Below are 16,128 nucleotides of genomic sequence, written 5' to 3'. Positions count from 1 at the left end.
TCTTGGGCGCCGTTTTTTTTTTTTATACCCCCCCCCCCGCCCCCCGGGGCCCCTACCGGGGCCGGGGGGGCCCCCGCCCCCCCCCCCCCCCGCCCCGCCGCTGTTCTCCACCGTCCGTCTTCTGCCGTCCGTTACCGCGTAAGGAAGCACCCCGTGACCCGCAACAACCCGCCCCGCTCCTCCGGTCGCCAGGGCCGCCCCGGCCGCACGTCCGGCGCCAAGCCCGGGCAGGTGGCGCACCCGCGGTGGAGCAGCCGGCCGGCCCGGCCCGAGGCCACCGACCGCGAGGGCAACACCGCCCGCAGCCTGCCGCCGGTGCCCGGCGAGCAGCGGCCCGCCGCGGAGCGGCCGACGGCCGCGAAGGGCGACAGGCGCGCGGGAGCGCAGGGCTCCCGGGCCGCGCAGACGGGGCAGGGCGGCAAGGGCTCCCAGGGCCCGCGGGACGGTCAGGGCTCGCGAGGCGGCCAGGGCGAGAAGAAGGCCGCGCGGCAGGGGCGCAAGCCCGGTGCGGTGCGGGCGCCGAAGGCGCTGCGGCCGGCCAAGCCGGTGCTGCGCCAGCCGTCCGGCGACCCGCTGGTCGGCGAGCGCTACGAGGTCGAGGTCGGGCCGGTCGCGCACGGCGGGCACTGCGTGGCGCGGCACGAGGGCCGGGTGCTGTTCGTCCGGCACGCGCTGCCCGGCGAGCGGGTGATCGCGCAGGTCACCGACGGCACCACCACGTCGCGGTTCCTGCGGGCCGACGCGGTGGAGGTGCTGGAGGCCGCCAAGGAGCGGATCGAGGCGCCCTGCCCGTTCGCCGGCCCCGGCAAGTGCGGTGGCTGCGACTGGCAGCACGTCACCCCCGGCGGGCAGCGCAAGCTCAAGGGCGCGGTGCTCACCGAACAGCTCGCCAAGCTGGCCGGCCTCACCCCCGAGGAGGCGCACTGGGACGGCTCGGTCGAGCCGGTCGGCGGCAAGCTCCCGGCGGGCGAGGTCCCGGCGTGGCGCACCCGCATGCAGTACGCCGTCGCCGAGGACGGCACGATCGGGCTGCGCAAGCACCGCTCGCACGACGTCCAGCCGATCGACCGCTGCCTGATCGCCGCGCCCGGCGTCACCGAGCTGGGCATCGAGTCCCGCGACTGGACGGGCGTCGCCTCGGTCGAGGCGATCGCCGCGTCCGGCTCCTCCGACCGGCAGGTGATCCTGCGGCCGCGGCCCGGCGAGCAGCTGCCGCTGGTCGAACTCGACCGGGAGACCTCGATCGCCCGGATCGACGAGCAGGACCTGTTCCACCGCGTCCACGGCCGCGCCTTCGTCCGCGAGCGCGCCGCCGGCCGCACCTGGCGGGTCTCCAACGGCGGTTTCTGGCAGATCCACCCGGAGGCCCCCGACACCCTGGTCGACGCCGTCCTCACCGGCCTCGACCCGCAGTGGGGCGAGAGCGCCCTCGACCTGTACTGCGGCGTCGGCCTGTTCGCCGGCGCGCTCGCCGACCGGGTCGGCGAGGAGGGCGCGGTGCTCGGCATCGAGTCCGGCAAGCAGGCCGTGCTGGACGCCCGGCACAACCTCGCCGCGCTGGAGAACGTCCGGATCGAGTGCGACAAGGTCGAGACCCTGCTGCCCCGCACCGGCATCACCTCCACCGACCTGATCGTCCTCGACCCGCCGCGGGCCGGCGCCGGCCGCGACACCGTCGCGCACCTCTGCTCCCTGGAGGCCCGCCGCATCGCCTACGTCGCCTGCGACCCGGCCGCCCTCGCCCGCGACCTCGCCTTCTTCCGTGAGGGCGGCTACCGCCCCGTCTCGCTGCGCGCCTTCGACCTCTTCCCGATGACCCACCACTTCGAATGCGTGGCCATCCTGGAGCCCGCCACCGGCCAGCAGTAACCCGACCGACCCCCCACCCGCACGGGCGCAGGAGCCACTCCCGCGCCCGTGCGGCGTTCCCGGACACGGATGTTCCGCTCGGGGGGATGGCGTGAAGATCCGACAGGAGTACCATCCTCGGAACGTGTGGGCGGTGTGACGCAGCGCACACGCCGATCGCCGTGCTCCGGAAGGGGAGGCCGTGCACCAGCTGACCAAGGGCGCCAACGTCGCACTGTTCGCCGAGGGGGAGGAGCCCGGGCCGGTCACGGTGGCCCTGAGCTGGGCCGATCCCACCGGCACCGGAGACGCCGACGTGTCGGTGCTGCTGCTCGGCGAGGACGGCAAGGTGCGCCAGGACGCCGACTTCCTGTTCTACAACTGCCCCGCCACCGCCGACGGTTCAGTGCAGCTGCTGGGCAAGGCGCCCACCGGCAGCGGGTCCCAGGACCGGATCCTGCTCGACCTCGGCGCTCTGCCCGCCGAGGTGCACCGGGCCGTGCTGGCCGCCAGCCGCTACGCCGGAGCCACCTTCGGAGATCTGGCCGAACTCCGGCTCACGCTGCAGGACGGCGGCGGCGAGACGCTGGTGAGCTTCGACATCCCCGAGGCCGGGGAGGAGACCGCGTTCGTCTTCGGCGAGCTGTACCGGCGCGCAGGCGAGTGGAAGTTCCGGGCCGTCGGCCAGGGCTACCGGTCCGGCCTGGGTGGCCTCGCCGGCGACTTCGGGATAAGCGTCGACCAGGGCGAGGAGACCGAGGAGACACCGGCCGCCGCGGAGCCGGCACCCGTCGCGGGGGCGCCGACGGCCGACCGGGCGCCCGAGCCGGCCGCCCCTGCGAAGCGCGCGGTGCGCACCGCCAAGAAGCGGGTGACGGTGCCGAAGGCGGTCAAGGTCGACCTGGCCGACCACCCCTCGTGGCACCAGGCCAGGCAACTGTCTCTGGTCTGAAACTGTTGAGATCGATACGCCGGCTTCCAGGGCACGCGGCCGTCGGCGACGAGCGGCCGGCACCGGTGCGGCTCACGGTCCGCAGGTACGGTGTTCGGCGTCGTCGGCAGCCGAACTGACAGTGCGGGAAGAACCGTTGACGCAGTGCGCTGCCTGCCTTACGTGGGGGCCGGTGAGAATCGGCAGCGACGGCCTGCGCGTCGGTGGCCGTACCTGGTTCCAGCAGTTCGCGCGCGGCGGTGCCGCGGCTGCCAGTCTGCGTCGACGTGCTGTGCCGGGGTGCGTGATCGCCACCCGGGCCAGCCACGCGGTAACGCTGCCCCTGGCAGGGCAGTTGAGCTTCCACGTGCCGCTCGGGTGTTGGCCACCACGGGGCGTTCCCGTTGCCCAGGCGCTCGCGCCGCAACCCGGCTCCGCGGCTGGAGCCGATCTCCGATCCCGCACCGGTGGCCGACCCGCGCCTCCTTCCCGCCGCAGTCCGCAGGCAGCTCGCGCTGTTCGAGACCCGGCGCCGGCGCGTGGAGCTGACCGAGATTCGCTGCCCGAAGGCCAGGTTCTGGCCGGAGGAAACGGAACTGGAGCAGCTGGCGCGGAAGATCGCGGCGGCGCGGAGTCTGAGCCGTCCCTGACCCAGGATGGTGATGAACCTGATCCGGGTCGCACTGGCGGTGCGGGACGCCAACCGTGAAGCGCTGGTGGACGAAGGGGTGCTCGACCAGGTCAACCTCTCCATGAAGGACGCGACCGCCGACGTCCTCGCCCGCGCCGGCCTGTTGCGGCCCGCGCAAGGCTCCGACCGACCGTGTGGCCGGTGCGTGGCTGCGAGGCCGCTACTGCCGGGGCTGCCTGGTGTACGTGCTCGAGTACGGCGGCGAAGCCGGCGCGCACACCCAGCTCACCACCCGCGCCGGAGTTCTCGGCTTCGCCCCGCACAAGCAGTCCGGACTGACGATGTGGCACGTCACCCGCCGCGGCACCGGCCGGTGTCACCGCGCTTCCTGGGCGTGCGCCGCAGTCGTACGAGAACGAGGCCTTCTCGTACGGCTGCCGCGAGCAGTCAGCGGCGGTACATCACGTAGAGGTTCCCGCCGTGGCTGAAGGCGTCGACCTCGTCCATCGGACGGATCGGGTCGGCGGCGCCGCCGGCGCCGACGTAGTGGCTCTCGCCCCAGTGGGAGCTGCGGGTGTGGGTGGCCGCGCGCAGGGTGCCGTCCTCCGCCCGCATCAAGATCCATACCTTGAACAGCTGGTGGGCGGTGAGGGCGGGACCGCAGCTGATGGGCGGCCAGTCCTGGGGCGTTTCTTCATGCCGCCAGGTGACGGAGCTGTCCGCGGTCTCCGTCCGGAACACCTCCACCCGGTTGTCGTCACTGCGCTTGGCCATGTAGACCTCGGTCGCTGCCAACCCGCCGGCGTCCCAGGCCACGCTGACGGGCCCGTACGTGCCGTAGGGGCTTCCGTCGGCACGCAGCGTCCACCCCGAGCCGGTGCTGGTGTAGGTGTGGTCGACACCATCGGCATCCAGGACCACCAGGTACAGCCGGTCGCCGGTCGCGGCGAGCGCCGGGGCCCGCAGGGTGACGGGGCAGTTGGAGATCTCCGTCGTGGGCGACCACGTCGTGCCGTCGAAGGTGGCCCACTGCGGCCGGCCGCTGTCCGGGTGCGGGAAGACGCAGTACAGCAGGCCCTGGAACGTGGTCACGGACGGCGGCAGCAGGCTCGTCCAGGAGTTGACGCGCTGGGGCTCGCTCCACCGCCCGTCCTGCAACCGGGTCTGCATCACGGCACGGTCGTCAGGCCGCACGAACAGCGCGTGCAGCACCTGCTTGTACGCGACCAGGGCAGGGGCTGAGATGGACTGCCAGGGCAGCGTGACGGGCGCGCCCCAGCTCTGGCCGTCGTGGACGACATACTCCAGCGTGCCCTTCGGGAAGGGAATCGGACTGGGAACGTTGACCTTCAGCTCGTGGTAGCCGTCGCCGTTGAAGTGCCACTGCACGCTGCCCTGGCGGGACATCTGAGCCAGGTCCCAGGGGCTGAGGTAGAAGGTACGGGTGCAGGAGACGTCGTCCTTGACGACCACCGAGAGCACGTTGAGGACCAGTTGCGTGAGGTCCCACAAAAAGCCCAGCAGTTCGCTGCGGCTGAGTTGGATGATCAGTTCCCACACAAGGCTGGCGAGGAAGTCGTCGTTCAGCTTGTGCAGGGCCTCCGCGATGCTGTCGTCGTTGCCGTCACCGGTGTCCCATTCCCAGCAGGTCACATCGAGCGTCAGGCCCAGACGGCTCATACCGAGGAACACCTCCCTGGGACGGATGGGAACGGTCGCGCCCGGCCGCGTGTCCTCACCTCCGACTTCGAGGGTGAGCAGGGGGCGGGCCTTGTCAATGTCAGAGCTGCCGCAGGAGGTCCAGCGGATCTCGTCCCGCCCGCCGGGCCACCCGTCCCCCGCCTCCCGGTGGACGTAGAAGCTCTCGAAGTCCATCGCGACCGGGACCTTCTCCCAACCCCGGTTCTCGAGCGCCGCCTGCGAACCGCCGGCCGGGCCCTCCGGCGGGCAGGCGACGCTGACACCGAAGCCCCACTCGCGCATCCCCTCGATGAACTCCGGGCTGTCGAAATCACCGCCCGCCGCCCACGCCTGCCGGTCCACCAGGGCCGTGTTCGACTGCCTCGCCCGCTCCTCGCCGATCTCCGGCAGGCCACCGAGGTAATCGGCCAGGCTGTAGCCCTGCAAAACCGGTAGGGCGGAGATGGCCCGCGGCACCCCGGCGCACGCCCCCCGCACGTCCGCCGCCTCGCGGTAGAGCCGCCCCCACTCCTTCAGCTCCGCCTCCCCCACCAGGCCCCGCAGCCCGGCGACGAGCTTCTCTTCCAGATCGGTCAGCTCCTGCCCCTGACGCAGCCGGTCCGCACCGTGCAGCAGCGCCCCCCACAGCGCATTCGCCGTGTCACCGCGTGCCAGGTTCCGGGCGGCCCGCGACGCGCCAGTCCCCGACATCAGCTCCTGGAGCCGCTCCATCCGCTCCTTCGCACTGGTGAACCCCGCGCCCTCAACCACTGGAACCACCGATCTCTCCCGCTCCGGTCACGCCGCTACCCGGCGCCACGCCCGCATGGCCACGTCGACTGAGACCGTTCGCGAGCTGACGATCTCGCCCATGGACATCATGTGCCGAGCAAGCCCCTTCTACGCTTGGTCGCACCCATATGACAGAAAGTGATCGACAGGGATCGGTGTTGAGCACGGCGCGCTCCCTGGGGGCCGGGGGTACGGTCCAACGCGATCGGACGTCCGCCCGTATGAGTGATCTCGGGCGGGGCGGCAGTCCGGCGCCGTCCCGCCGGGCGGAATTCCACCGTCTTGAAAGTCCTCGTCGAGAGGGCTGGGCAGTCCGGCCCCTCAGCGTCCGACGTGGTTCAGCATCGGAGGCTCAATGGCCGACCCAACGCGCGCCCAGTCTGCCTACATGTTCTGCGCCAAGGAGCACCGGGAGCGGGTGTCGTAAAAAAGGCCAGGCGCCTCGTTCGCAGAGGTAAACAAGCTGCTGACGGAGGAGTGGCATGCCCTGGATGATGAGGAGAAGAGGGTGTACATCGATCGGGCCGCGCGAGACAAGCGGCGAGATTCGACACCGGTGCCGGCGAGGACGGCTGACACCTCCGCGGGATCGGGTCCGGCTGCGGACACTCGGCTTCAGGATCTCCGCGGCACTTCCCTGCGCGGGCACCGCCGGTCATCGAGCTGAACGGTGAAGACGACAACTCCACCGGCGCCCTGACGCTGACCCAGTTCTCCCCCCGGCATGGGGAGGCGGACGCGATCACCGTCTCGGCAACGCCGATGCGACTGCAGTAGGGACCCTGGCGAGGAGCGTGGAGAAGGTCGCCACATGGGAGCCCTTATGCGACAGCGACATGCGGCCTGCCCACGTCTCCCGTCACCTTGTCCACCGTCGTTGATTGGGTCACGCCATGGGGTGAACCTGTCCGCTGTGCGGGTGGCGGTCCCGGGTACGCGCGGGGGCGGCCGCGAGGGTGGGGTGCGGGACGAGTCCCCGTCCCGCCTTCCTCCTCCCGAAGAGGCTTCCCATGGCTGAACTCCCGCCGATCGGCGCCGAGATCCCCTGCAGCTCGATCGCCGACGCCTCCCTGCAGATGGGGTCCGACACGGTTCAGGTGACACTGCGCGGCGGCTTCAAGCACCGCGCCGAGGCCAATCCCGACGACCCGGCCAGGAGCGTCCGCATGCGCCTGACCGGCCTCAAGTACAGCGGGGAGATCCCCGGTGACACCGTCACGCTCGAACTGGACGGCTCCGACGCCGATCCGAAGGGCCTGCTGACGCAGACGCAGAAGTTCCCGCCCAAGTTCGAACACCGCGTGGACTTGAGCACCTGCACCCTGACGTTCGCACGGCCCGGCAGCACGCTCGTGCTCACCCCGAAGGGCGATGCCGTGCTGGTCGCCCGGCTCAGCCAGTTCCCCCCTCGCGGCGACCTGTACGAGCTCGCGGCCCCGGTCGAGTTCGTCGACCCGGCCATGCCCGACAGCATCGCCGCGGTGCTGGAGAAGTTCCCCGCGAAGGTCGGCGGCCTGTAACTCGGGACGCCGACACACAGTGCAGGGGCCGGCCGAGGGCTCGGGCCCTGCACTGTGCCTGGGAGTTGCACGGCATCGGTAGACGGCCCGGGCACCAGCGCAGTGGCGCATCACCGTGTTCCCCGCGGCCGAGCGCACGCCCAGCAGCATTGCCGGCGCGGCCCTTGTTCACACCCCGCCCCGGTCGTGGGTCGGATGGAAGTCCCGCCGCACCAGCGCGGTGCTGAGCGCGTTGGTCAACCTGACCATGTCCGCGAGGCCAGGCAGCGGCACACGGGCCTTGCCCTCCACATTCCGCCCGCCGGTCGACGGCGACGGCGGTTCGCCTGCTCGGGTCGACGGGTCGTGCGCAGGCACGCACACGCGGGCAGGCCGCCGGGCGCTGACCGCAAGCAGCACCAAGACAACCAACTCCGCGATGCGAGCCGTTCCACCTGCGCGACAGTGCACCACGTTCCCTTGGCGATCCCGATCCAGCGCAAGGCCGGCCGCGAGTACGAGAACCGGGGTCAGCCGCGCTCGTACCGACCACACCTTGATCGTTCCCGCCGATAACCCATGGTTCCATTGATCCCCGGGGCCGATGGGCCTACTGCTCACGAGCCCCTGGGGGTACGACGCCGGTTGATGGAGGTCACCGCCGGGTCCGCCGGGGCGGCGAGCTGCGCGCGGAGGGTCTCGTTCTCGATGCTGAGCTCGTTGATGAGCAAGCCGTAGGTCGTGACGAGCTCTTCGAGGCCCGCGCAGTGGCTCCGGAGTCGGTCGAGCTCGTCAGGGCCCAGGGGGTCCGGTTCGCCAGCCTTGCCGGGGCCCTTGAGCTGCCGCTTCGCTTCGGCGGCCAGGGTCTGGAAGTGGTCGCGCAGGTCGGTGTGCTTTTGGGCGACGATCCAGTACTTGACCTGGGCTTCGACGGCGAGTTGGACGACGGAGAGTCGGCCTGTGGAGTGCTCGGGTGTGCCGGCGAGGAGGCGGTCAGCCGCGGAGAGAATGGCGATCCGGTCGGGAGCGGTCTCAGGCCTGGGCCATGCAGCGGTGGCGGTGTTCATCGTGCTCCTCGTCCGCGATGGTGGGTGTCGATGATGCTCTGGAGGGCTTGGAGTTCGGCGCGTTCGCGCTGGTGGCGGGGGGAAGGGGCGAGGACGTCGGCGACCAGGCGCCGCAGCTCTTCAGCCCGGGCCTCGCGTTCGGCGATGTCGCGGTCGGTGTAGGCGATGTTCTGGCAGGCGGGTCGGCAGTCGTCCTGGTCGGGCGTCTGGCGGGTGCTTCCCTGGGTGGTGAAGACCCGGCACAGGGCCTTGGCCGCGTCGTGGACGCAGGTCATGGCCCGGCCGGGGTAGATCTGCAGCAGCGGGTTGGCGACCAGGTCGCGCGCCTGCTTGGGGTTGGTCAGGACGCGGCCGGCGAACTTCGCGTTGCCCTCGCGGACCCGATGGCGGTAGCGGTGGGCCGCGGGGCCGCTGACGTGTTCGCCCGCGTCCAGCAGGCGTTCGTCCTCGGCGAGCTGGTCGAGGCGGGCGAGCCATTCCTCGAATGCGTGCTCGTCGGGGAAGCCGGACTCGTAGGTGCCCGAGTAGCCGAGGGTGACCTGGGTGTAGACGTGCGCCTACTGGATTGCGGCGGCGACCAGGCCGCGGGGCCGGCGGACGATGTGCCAGGCGAGGGTCCTGCGGAACCTGGCGGGGGTGATGGTGCCGTGCGGGTCGGGCGGGATCGCCTCGCTCAGGCCGGTGGCCTGGCAGAAGTCGTTGACCCAGGTGATGAAGGCGGCGATGTCGCGGGGCGTGTCGCGGCTGGTGCGGGCTTCGCCGGGCCGGCTGCTGAGGGCGCCGATGGGGTTAGCCGGGTCGAGGTGGACGGGGAAGAGCAGCCGGTGGTCGTGGAGGCGCTCGACAGTGTCGACGGCGCGGGCGACGACGTCGATGACCGTCCAGGGGTCCTTGCGCTCCTCGCCCTCGGGAATCTTGTTGCCGTGTGCGTCCTTCACCCCCTTGAAGTGGCGCCCGGTCAGGGTCCAGACGCCGGTGGCCTCGTCGTAGGCGCTGCAGCCGCGCTCCAGGTTGAGGACTTCCCCCGGTCTCATCCCGGAGAGGTAGGCGACCGTGATCGTCGCGGCCGTCCTCAGGAGGCGGGCCAGCTTCGGGGCCTGTTCGTAGGTGATGCGGCCGTGCCAGGGCTTGCCGTGGACCTGGCCGGTGACCGGGACATCGAGGTAGGCGGCGTCGTCGACGGCGATGCCGGAGCCTGTCACCATCGCGCGCAGGAGCGCGCCGCGCCGGCTGTGCTCGCGGAACGCGGACTCCGAGGTGTCGAGGATCCGCACCAGGTGGGGCCAGCACGGCTCCGGCTTCCCGTCCGCGCCGATCCGGCCCGGCAGTGCCTTGCCGGTGCGGCGCAGGCTGTCGAGGTAGGCGCCAAGGGGCGGCGCCAGCTGGTGCGGCTGGTTGGGCGCCGTGGGCGCGGTGCTGCCGTGGCGGGCGCGTCGTGCCCGGTCGGTGCTGCCCTGGTGGGAGAGCGCCAGGTAGGCGCGGTGGGCGGCGATGATGTCGTCGGCGAAGTCGCCGACGAAGCGCAGGGCCCAGAGCAGCAGCGGCTCCATGGTGTCGGGATGGATCCGCGGGGTCCTGTTCTCGCCACTCTGGCGGGAGGCGCCGAGCAGGTCGAAGGGGTAGTCGCCGTTCCAGGGCGCTTCTTCGGGCAGGCAGGCTTCTGCGGGGACGCGCTCCTGGTAGGTCCACAGGCGGCGGACCTCCAGCAGCAGGTCGCCCTTGGCGCCGACCGGCTTCTCCATGGCGTCCACGGCGTCGAGATACGCCTCAAGGTCGTCGTGGGTCACCTGGCCGAGCGAGGTCAGGCCGCGGCTGTCCAGCCAGAGGATGAACGCGTTGAGCTTGCTGAACCCCACGGAGATGGTCCGCAGGGCCGGCCGGTCGGCGGAGGTGTGCCGCATCGGCTTGGGCATGTCGTGGTTGATCATCTGCCAGACGTAGTGCTTGACCTGGGCGCGGAACGGCGCGGGGACGGCTGCGAAGTTGAGCGTGGTGGTCGGGATGTGGCCCTCGAACAGTCCGGGGGTCAGGTCCCAGCGCTCGTCGCGGAACACGGACAGGGTGGCGCGGCCGGCCTTGGGGTTGAGCCGGCGGCGCAGGAGGACCGGGGTGTCGGGGCCGGGCAGGGCGGTGTCGGGGAACTCCTCAGGGGCGATCGGCAGGGTCACGGCAGGTCCAGTTCTCGGGCGAGGAAGCGTTCGGCGAGCCGGCGGTGTTCGGGGGTGATGGAGTCGCGGGCCTGGGCGACGGCGTGCGGGTCGGCGCGGTCCAGAAGGTCGTCCAGCTGGGTGTGGGGCAGGGCGAACCGCTCGGCCCAGCGCAGCGGTGTCGTACTGATCCGGCGCATTGCCAGTTCGTCCCGGACCAGGATTTGCAGGGGTAGGTGGTGCGGCGCGGCCCGGGCGCACGGACACGACAGGCAGAGCATGAACGAGGCGCGGCAGGGCTGTCCGGCCGGCGCGTGCGGGCTGTTGTCGTGGTCGACGCACCCGGTCATCACGGTGTCGAGTTCCGCGGCGAGCAGGCGCCGGAGCGTGGCCGCGTCCATGCCGTGGCGGGCGGCGACCCGGGCCGGGTGCTCGGCCGCCTCGGCGACCTCCTCGGCGGTGAGGACCTGCAGGGCGGCGTGGCTCCTGGCCTTGGCGACCTCTCGGGCCAGGGCGGAGGCGACGACGCGCTGGTACTCGGCCAGGTTCCCGCGGTTGCGCAGGAGGTAGTCGTTGACGAGGGTCGTCTCGGTGTGGGCGACGGGCTCCTGGTTCAACTCGTTGTAGGTCAGCCGCAGCCGGCCCAACGTCACGTCAAGGTGGGCAGGTTGGGCGTCCGGCCCGGTGCCTGTTGCGGGGTCCGCGGGGATCCGCCTGGCCTGGGACCAGGACCGGATGAGGTTGCCGTCCGCTCCGGTGCGCAGGCCCGCGCCCATGCCTCCGCCGCCGCTGCGGGCCCACCAGACCAGCAGCCGGTCGCTTCCCAGCAGGCGGCGGGGACCTTCGGCGAGTTCGTGCAGGAGCATGAACACCCCGAACGGGGTCCGGAGCCTCTCACGTGGGTCCGGCCCCGGCCCGGCGGCTTTTGTCTCGCCCCGGCCCACTTCGGTAGGTCGACAAGCGGCCGGTCCATGTGGCGCCGGCTGCCCCGCCGGGGCTTGTCCAGCTCGACGATGGCCGAGGCGATGCCGCCGGCGTGCCCGTCCGGGCGGTGGTGTCCCGCCGGGGCTTTGGTGATCGCGCTCCCGTTCTCCCCGGTCATCGCGACCAGCAGGATCACGAACGCGGCGATCTCCAGCGCGGACAGGTGCACTGCCTCCATGTGCTCGGCGACCGTCCCCAGCTCCCTCACCCACCACTGGGGGGCGCCGCGCGGTGTGCGGGGGACGTCGGCGTGCTCCTCCACGAAGGCGGCGAGTCGGCCCCGCCGCTGCTGCTGGGGAGGTTCGCCGTCCAGGTCACCCGCCCGCCACCGGTCCGCCAGCACCTGGCCGGCGCGGATGCGGGCGGCGGCCTGCCGTACGTCGTGGCGGGCCGCGTTCAGGATCCGCTGCATCTCGGCCCGGCTGTAGGAGGGGTTCGCCCGCTCCCGGCGGCGGTTCGCGTGCTCGGGCTGGCGCTGGTTCAGGGCGGTGCGCAACTCCGGCCCCAGCCCGGGAACGGCCCGGAGGTTCTTGATCATCTCGCCCACCTGGTGCCACAGGGAGGCGTAGTTCTGCCGTTCCAGACGCCAGCCGTCCAGGTGCACCGGCAGCAGGTCCCGCGGCCTCGTCGGCGGCGTGTTCAGCGTGCCCAGGTAGGTGGCGAAGCCCCGGAAGAACCGGTAGGACTTCTCGGCCGAGCCGAGCCTGCGCAACCGCCCGCCCGCCTTGGTGCGTTGGACGAAGCCCTTCGCGAACGCCTGCTGGAGCTCCGGCGAGACCGTCAGCCGCGCGAAGTCGAAGACCTGGGCTGGCTCCTCGGCGTCCTCCGGGATGAACAGGACCTGTAGCGGCGTCTCCTCCTCGGCCCGTCGCCGCGGCCGGTATCCCGCCGGCGGCAGCGCTCCGGGGCGCCCGCCGCCCGCCGCGCTCATCGCCGACCTGCCAGCGGGTCGTTGATGACCAGCGGATGGCCGGCCAGGAACGTGGCCAGGAAGCCGTCCAGGGCGAGCCCGTGGATCTGCTGCAGCAGGAACTCGACGTCCAGCGAGACGAACGGCTCAAGATAGAACTTTTTGGTCGTTTCCGGACTGGCATGGCCGAGGATCGTCGCCACCAGCTGCCAGGTGCCCCCGAACTGCTCACGGAAGTCCTTGGCCTCCTCCTGGTCCAGGTGCGCGAACTGCTGCGAGTAGACCAGCCGCCCGACCGCGTACCACCTCAGCGCGCAGCTGTGCCGGAGCATGTGGGGCGTGCAGGACAGGCCCGGCAGGTTCATTGTGCTGATGCGGGCATTGGCCTGCGCGAACGTGTGGTGCCAGCCGTGGGGGTGCCGGGGCTGGCCGTCCTCGTTCAGCCAGAGCGCGAGCGGCTCCAGCCCCTGGGGCGTCGATCGGAACAGCCGGCGGCGTTCCTGCGGCTTCAGATCGTCCATCGCGACGACGGACTCGCGCCCGTCGGCGCCCGTCAGCCTCAGCCGCCCGCTCTCGACCCGGACGGCCCTGCGGATGTTCAGCTGGCGCTCGTAACGGCCTGCGGCCTGGGCGTTGCGCACGGCCCGGGCGCGAGCGCCCTCCACGTAGTCCAGGACCCTGAGCAGCGGTAGCCGGGCGATCCAGTACTTATGGCCCCACCGACCCTTCGCGCTCGCCGAAGCAAGCCGACAGGTGGAGAAGCCGCGGACCCCCTCGTCGGTCGGGAGTTCGGGCAGCAGGACGCTGCCCCACTCGGTCAGCCGCAGCCCTGTCGAGTAGAGGCCGTCGGCGAAGGCCGCGTCGCGCTGCTCGTTCCGCCCCCTCCATCCCCGACTCGTCCGGCCGTCCAGGTCCTTGCCGCGCAGGCCCACGTCGCGCCAGCGTGCGTAGCCCGCCGGGTCGAGCCACTTGATGTCCCGATCGCGGGCACCCCTGGGCTGGAGGTCGAAGTCGTCGAAGCTGGCCACGGGGTCCGGAACGCCGAACTCGGCCGCCGCCCAGCGGTAGAAGACCCGCAGCGAGGTTACGTTGGCGCGGAAGGTCGGCGGCTTGACGCGCCGGGGGTTCAGCTCCTCCGTCAGCCGCCACTCCTTGAAGAACTCCGCGTCCTCGTCCGTCGCGTCGTCCCACCGGCCACCGGTCGCGTTGAGGAAGTTCAGCCACAGCCGCAACGACTGCGCGTACTTGTCCCAGGTCAGGGGCGACCGCCTGCGGACCCGGCGCGACTCGAAGAAGGCGTTGATCCGCCGGTCCGGCAACCCCGTCGGCGACAGCAGGAATGGCTGCCGATCCTTCGGGCCGCGCACCCCCACCGCGTTCAACAGCTCGCGATGACGGTCCGCGAGGGTCACCGATGGTCTGACCGCGACGGACGCCAGGTCGTACCGGAAGACAATCCACTGACCAGGCATGTAGGTGGCTCTCACATCCGTGACGCTAGGCCCCGAGCAACACCAACAACAGTTGTTTAGCTAGAGACCGTAGCTGTTCTCCGTCGCCGGCCTGAAGAACGAGCTGGACCGGGAGAGCCGGGCCACCGCCACCCTGCTGTCGGTGATGGCCGAGGTGCCCGAGTTCGGCCGCCGGATCACCGCGATGTTCAACGCCCCCGCCGGTGTCGTCCAGACCTTCACCGAGACCGGCTTCAAGCACGGCGACGGCACCGTCCGCCCCGACGGCACGATCCGGGTCAGCCGGGCGGGAAAGATCTGGACCGCCCTGGTGGAGACCAAGACCGGCGGAAGCCCGCTGAAGTCCGAGCAGGTCCAGGCGTACCTGGACGTGGCGCAGCGGCACGGGTACGAGACCGTCATCACGCTGTCGAACGACCTGGCCCTGGACGGCGAACCGCCCGTGACGGTGGACCGGCGGCGGGCCCGCAAGGTCGCGCTGCGCCACCTGTCCTGGGCGGAGGTGGCGCACGAGGCGCAGCTGCTGTGCCACCACGACGGAGTGGTCAACCCGGCGCACGCCTGGCTGCTGAGCGAGTTCCTGCACTACCTGCGGCACGAGAACTCCGGTTGCCACGGTTTCCAGAACATGGGGCCGGCCTGGGTGACGGTTCGCAACGCGATCTCCGAGGGCACCCTGCGGTCCGGCGACCGCAATGCCCTGCGGGTGGTGGAGAACTGGGAGCGGCTCACCCGTCAGCTGTGCCTCCGCCTGGGCGGCGAACTCGGCGTCCCGGTCTCCCCGGTGCTGCGCGGCAAGCGCCGCACCGAGCCGTCGGTGCGCCGGGCCCAGGCGGTCGACGAGCTGGCGACGACCGGGCGGATGCGTTCCGAGCTGGCGATTCCCGGGCTGCCCGGCCCGATCGCGCTGGAGGCGGACCTGCGGACCGGCCGGATCGAGACGGCCGTCGAAGTGACCGCCGCCGAGCGGTCGCGGGCACTGACCCGGGTCCAGTGGCTGCTGCGGCAGCTCGTCGACGCCCCGGCCGAACTGCGTATCGAGGCGCTCACCGCGGACAGCGGACCCGGGCCGTGCGAACTGCTGCGCTCCCTGCGCGTCGAGCCGGGCCTGCTGGTGCCGGCCGACGGTGCGGAGATCCGTACGTTCCGGCTGACCCTGCCGTCCGGCATGGGCACCAGGCGGGGCGCGGAGGAGACCGGGTTCATCCGGAGCGTGGACACCGTCGTCGACCGCTTCCTGAGCGAGGTCGTGCGGGGGCTGAAGGCCGCCGAGTAGGCGGTCGCGAGCGTCCCGGCGATCCGGTCGGCCGGCCGGGCGGGAGAGTTGACGGATCGTCATGAGGTCGGCGGTTTTCGTGGGGGCGCGGGGGGAGAAGGGGGAGTGGGGGAGCGGCCGGTTTGCGCCCTTGTTGTGCTAGCACCTCGGCGCTAGCTTGAAGTATGGCCAAGAAGCAGCTGAACGTCAGGGTGGATGCGACCACCGCCGAGATGGCCCGGGAACGGGCCGAACAGCAGGGGATCAGCATGAACCAGTACATCGAGCGCCTGGTGCAACAGGACATGGGCGAGGCGGGGCGCAACTTCGTGGATGCCGCGGCGCAGTTCATGAAGGAGCACGAGGCGGCGTTCCTCGCCGAGTTCGGGTCGCCGAGCGAACTCCAGGACGTGCGCCGTTGAAACTTGAGGTCGACCTCTCGTGGCTGCTCATGACCGCCGAGCAGTACACGCCCGGTGACCCGCAGGTCACCGACTACGGATCGCTGCTCGCGGCGATCACCAGGCACCAGGCCGAGATCTTCGACATCGCCGTCTACCCGGAGCCGCAGGACCGTGCGGCCGCGCTGATGCACCAGCTGATCCGGGTCCCCGCGCTGGAGCGCAACAACGAGCTGTTCGCCACCGCCGTGGCGTACGCGTACCTGGTGGCGAGCGGCTGCCGGGTGGCGACCACCGCGCGCGAGGTGCGCAGCCTGGCCCGGGCGATCCGGGAGGGCAAGATCGGCATCACCGGGGTTTCGGAGCGGCTGGCCATGTGGGTGGTGGACGAGGCGGAGGAGGAAGAGGTCGGCGACGACGGCGACGAGTGAGCCGCCGGCGCGGTCGGACCGCAGGTCAGGGGCAGGGAGAGCGACGAGGCGTCCGCAGCCGGGATACCCTCGACGTTCCC

14 protein-coding genes and 1 pseudogene are annotated in these 16,128 nt (G+C 71.6%); 8 read left to right on the top strand and 7 right to left on the bottom strand.

The genetic code is table 11. The features are described from left to right. Positions 1-549: 549 nt before the first annotated feature. The 3 genes from ACFV1L_RS33110 (at position 550) to ACFV1L_RS33100 (ending at position 3,429) form a co-directional block, all read left to right on the top strand. Positions 550-1,869, top strand: a complete 1,320-nt coding sequence (locus ACFV1L_RS33110; RefSeq protein ID WP_380373164.1) for a class I SAM-dependent RNA methyltransferase — start codon at positions 550-552, stop codon at positions 1,867-1,869. Between the two features lie 181 nt (positions 1,870-2,050). Then, complete coding sequence (locus ACFV1L_RS33105) at positions 2,051-2,800, top strand: TerD family protein (protein ID WP_380373160.1); 750 nt, start codon at positions 2,051-2,053, stop codon at positions 2,798-2,800. A gap of 446 nt (positions 2,801-3,246) precedes the next feature. Next, positions 3,247-3,429, top strand: coding sequence for a hypothetical protein (locus tag ACFV1L_RS33100; protein ID WP_380373157.1), 183 nt, complete (start codon positions 3,247-3,249; stop codon positions 3,427-3,429). A gap of 428 nt (positions 3,430-3,857) precedes the next feature. On the opposite strand, the gene ACFV1L_RS33095 is transcribed toward ACFV1L_RS33100, so the two are convergent. After that, the gene (locus tag ACFV1L_RS33095; protein ID WP_380373155.1) at positions 3,858-5,822 is read right to left on the bottom strand and encodes a hypothetical protein; all 1,965 of its coding nucleotides are present in this window, start codon (positions 5,820-5,822) and stop codon (positions 3,858-3,860) included. A gap of 502 nt (positions 5,823-6,324) precedes the next feature. Between ACFV1L_RS33095 and ACFV1L_RS33090 the strand changes: the two are divergent. Together ACFV1L_RS33090 and ACFV1L_RS33085 are read left to right on the top strand one after the other, a co-directional pair. Continuing rightward, positions 6,325-6,549 (top strand): annotated as a pseudogene (locus tag ACFV1L_RS33090) (hypothetical protein); the annotation flags it as partial. A 343-nt stretch (positions 6,550-6,892) separates the two neighbouring features. After that, on the top strand, positions 6,893-7,402 hold the full coding sequence (locus ACFV1L_RS33085; protein ID WP_380373152.1) for a hypothetical protein: 510 nt from the start codon (positions 6,893-6,895) through the stop codon (positions 7,400-7,402). A gap of 596 nt (positions 7,403-7,998) precedes the next feature. Here ACFV1L_RS33085 and ACFV1L_RS33080 read toward each other — a convergent pair. The 6 genes from ACFV1L_RS33080 to ACFV1L_RS33055 all read right to left on the bottom strand — a co-directional run bounded on the left by ACFV1L_RS33080 (position 7,999) and on the right by ACFV1L_RS33055 (position 13,976). Further along, complete coding sequence (locus tag ACFV1L_RS33080; protein ID WP_380373149.1) at positions 7,999-8,448, bottom strand: hypothetical protein; 450 nt, start codon at positions 8,446-8,448, stop codon at positions 7,999-8,001. Next, the gene (locus ACFV1L_RS33075) at positions 8,445-8,723 is read right to left on the bottom strand and encodes a hypothetical protein (protein ID WP_380373147.1); all 279 of its coding nucleotides are present in this window, start codon (positions 8,721-8,723) and stop codon (positions 8,445-8,447) included. The genes ACFV1L_RS33080 and ACFV1L_RS33075 overlap by 4 nt, the downstream gene beginning before the upstream one ends. Before the next feature lie 282 nt (positions 8,724-9,005). Further along, a complete protein-coding gene (locus ACFV1L_RS33070) occupies positions 9,006-10,616 on the bottom strand; it encodes a hypothetical protein (RefSeq protein ID WP_380373145.1) in 1,611 nt (536 codons plus the stop codon). Then, positions 10,613-11,248 carry a hypothetical protein gene (locus ACFV1L_RS33065; protein WP_380373144.1) on the bottom strand — a complete coding sequence of 212 codons (636 nt, stop codon included), beginning with the start codon at positions 11,246-11,248 and terminating at the stop codon, positions 10,613-10,615. Before ACFV1L_RS33065 ends, ACFV1L_RS33070 begins: the two co-directional genes overlap by 4 nt. After that, entirely contained in the window at positions 11,245-12,510 is a 1,266-nt protein-coding gene (locus ACFV1L_RS33060; protein WP_380373142.1) for a hypothetical protein, read from the bottom strand. Before ACFV1L_RS33060 ends, ACFV1L_RS33065 begins: the two co-directional genes overlap by 4 nt. Beyond that, positions 12,507-13,976 (bottom strand): site-specific integrase, encoded by a 1,470-nt coding sequence (locus ACFV1L_RS33055; RefSeq protein WP_380373139.1) that lies wholly within the window; start codon positions 13,974-13,976, stop codon positions 12,507-12,509. Before ACFV1L_RS33055 ends, ACFV1L_RS33060 begins: the two co-directional genes overlap by 4 nt. Before the next feature lie 130 nt (positions 13,977-14,106). Here ACFV1L_RS33055 and ACFV1L_RS33050 point away from each other — a divergent pair, with 130 nt between their 5' ends. The 3 genes from ACFV1L_RS33050 to ACFV1L_RS33040 all read left to right on the top strand — a co-directional run bounded on the left by ACFV1L_RS33050 (position 14,107) and on the right by ACFV1L_RS33040 (position 16,048). After that, positions 14,107-15,237 carry a hypothetical protein gene (locus ACFV1L_RS33050; protein WP_380373137.1) on the top strand — a complete coding sequence of 377 codons (1,131 nt, stop codon included), beginning with the start codon at positions 14,107-14,109 and terminating at the stop codon, positions 15,235-15,237. A gap of 164 nt (positions 15,238-15,401) precedes the next feature. Next, positions 15,402-15,638 (top strand): toxin-antitoxin system HicB family antitoxin, encoded by a 237-nt coding sequence (locus tag ACFV1L_RS33045; protein WP_035862820.1) that lies wholly within the window; start codon positions 15,402-15,404, stop codon positions 15,636-15,638. Beyond that, entirely contained in the window at positions 15,635-16,048 is a 414-nt protein-coding gene (locus ACFV1L_RS33040; RefSeq protein WP_380373133.1) for a fic family toxin-antitoxin system, toxin component, read from the top strand. The genes ACFV1L_RS33045 and ACFV1L_RS33040 overlap by 4 nt, the downstream gene beginning before the upstream one ends. Positions 16,049-16,128 lie beyond the last annotated feature (80 nt).

Origin of the sequence: Kitasatospora sp. NPDC059646 (assembly GCF_042734615.1) — a bacterium.
GTDB lineage: Bacteria > Actinomycetota > Actinomycetes > Streptomycetales > Streptomycetaceae > Kitasatospora.
This window is presented reverse-complemented; position numbering and strand designations above follow the sequence as displayed.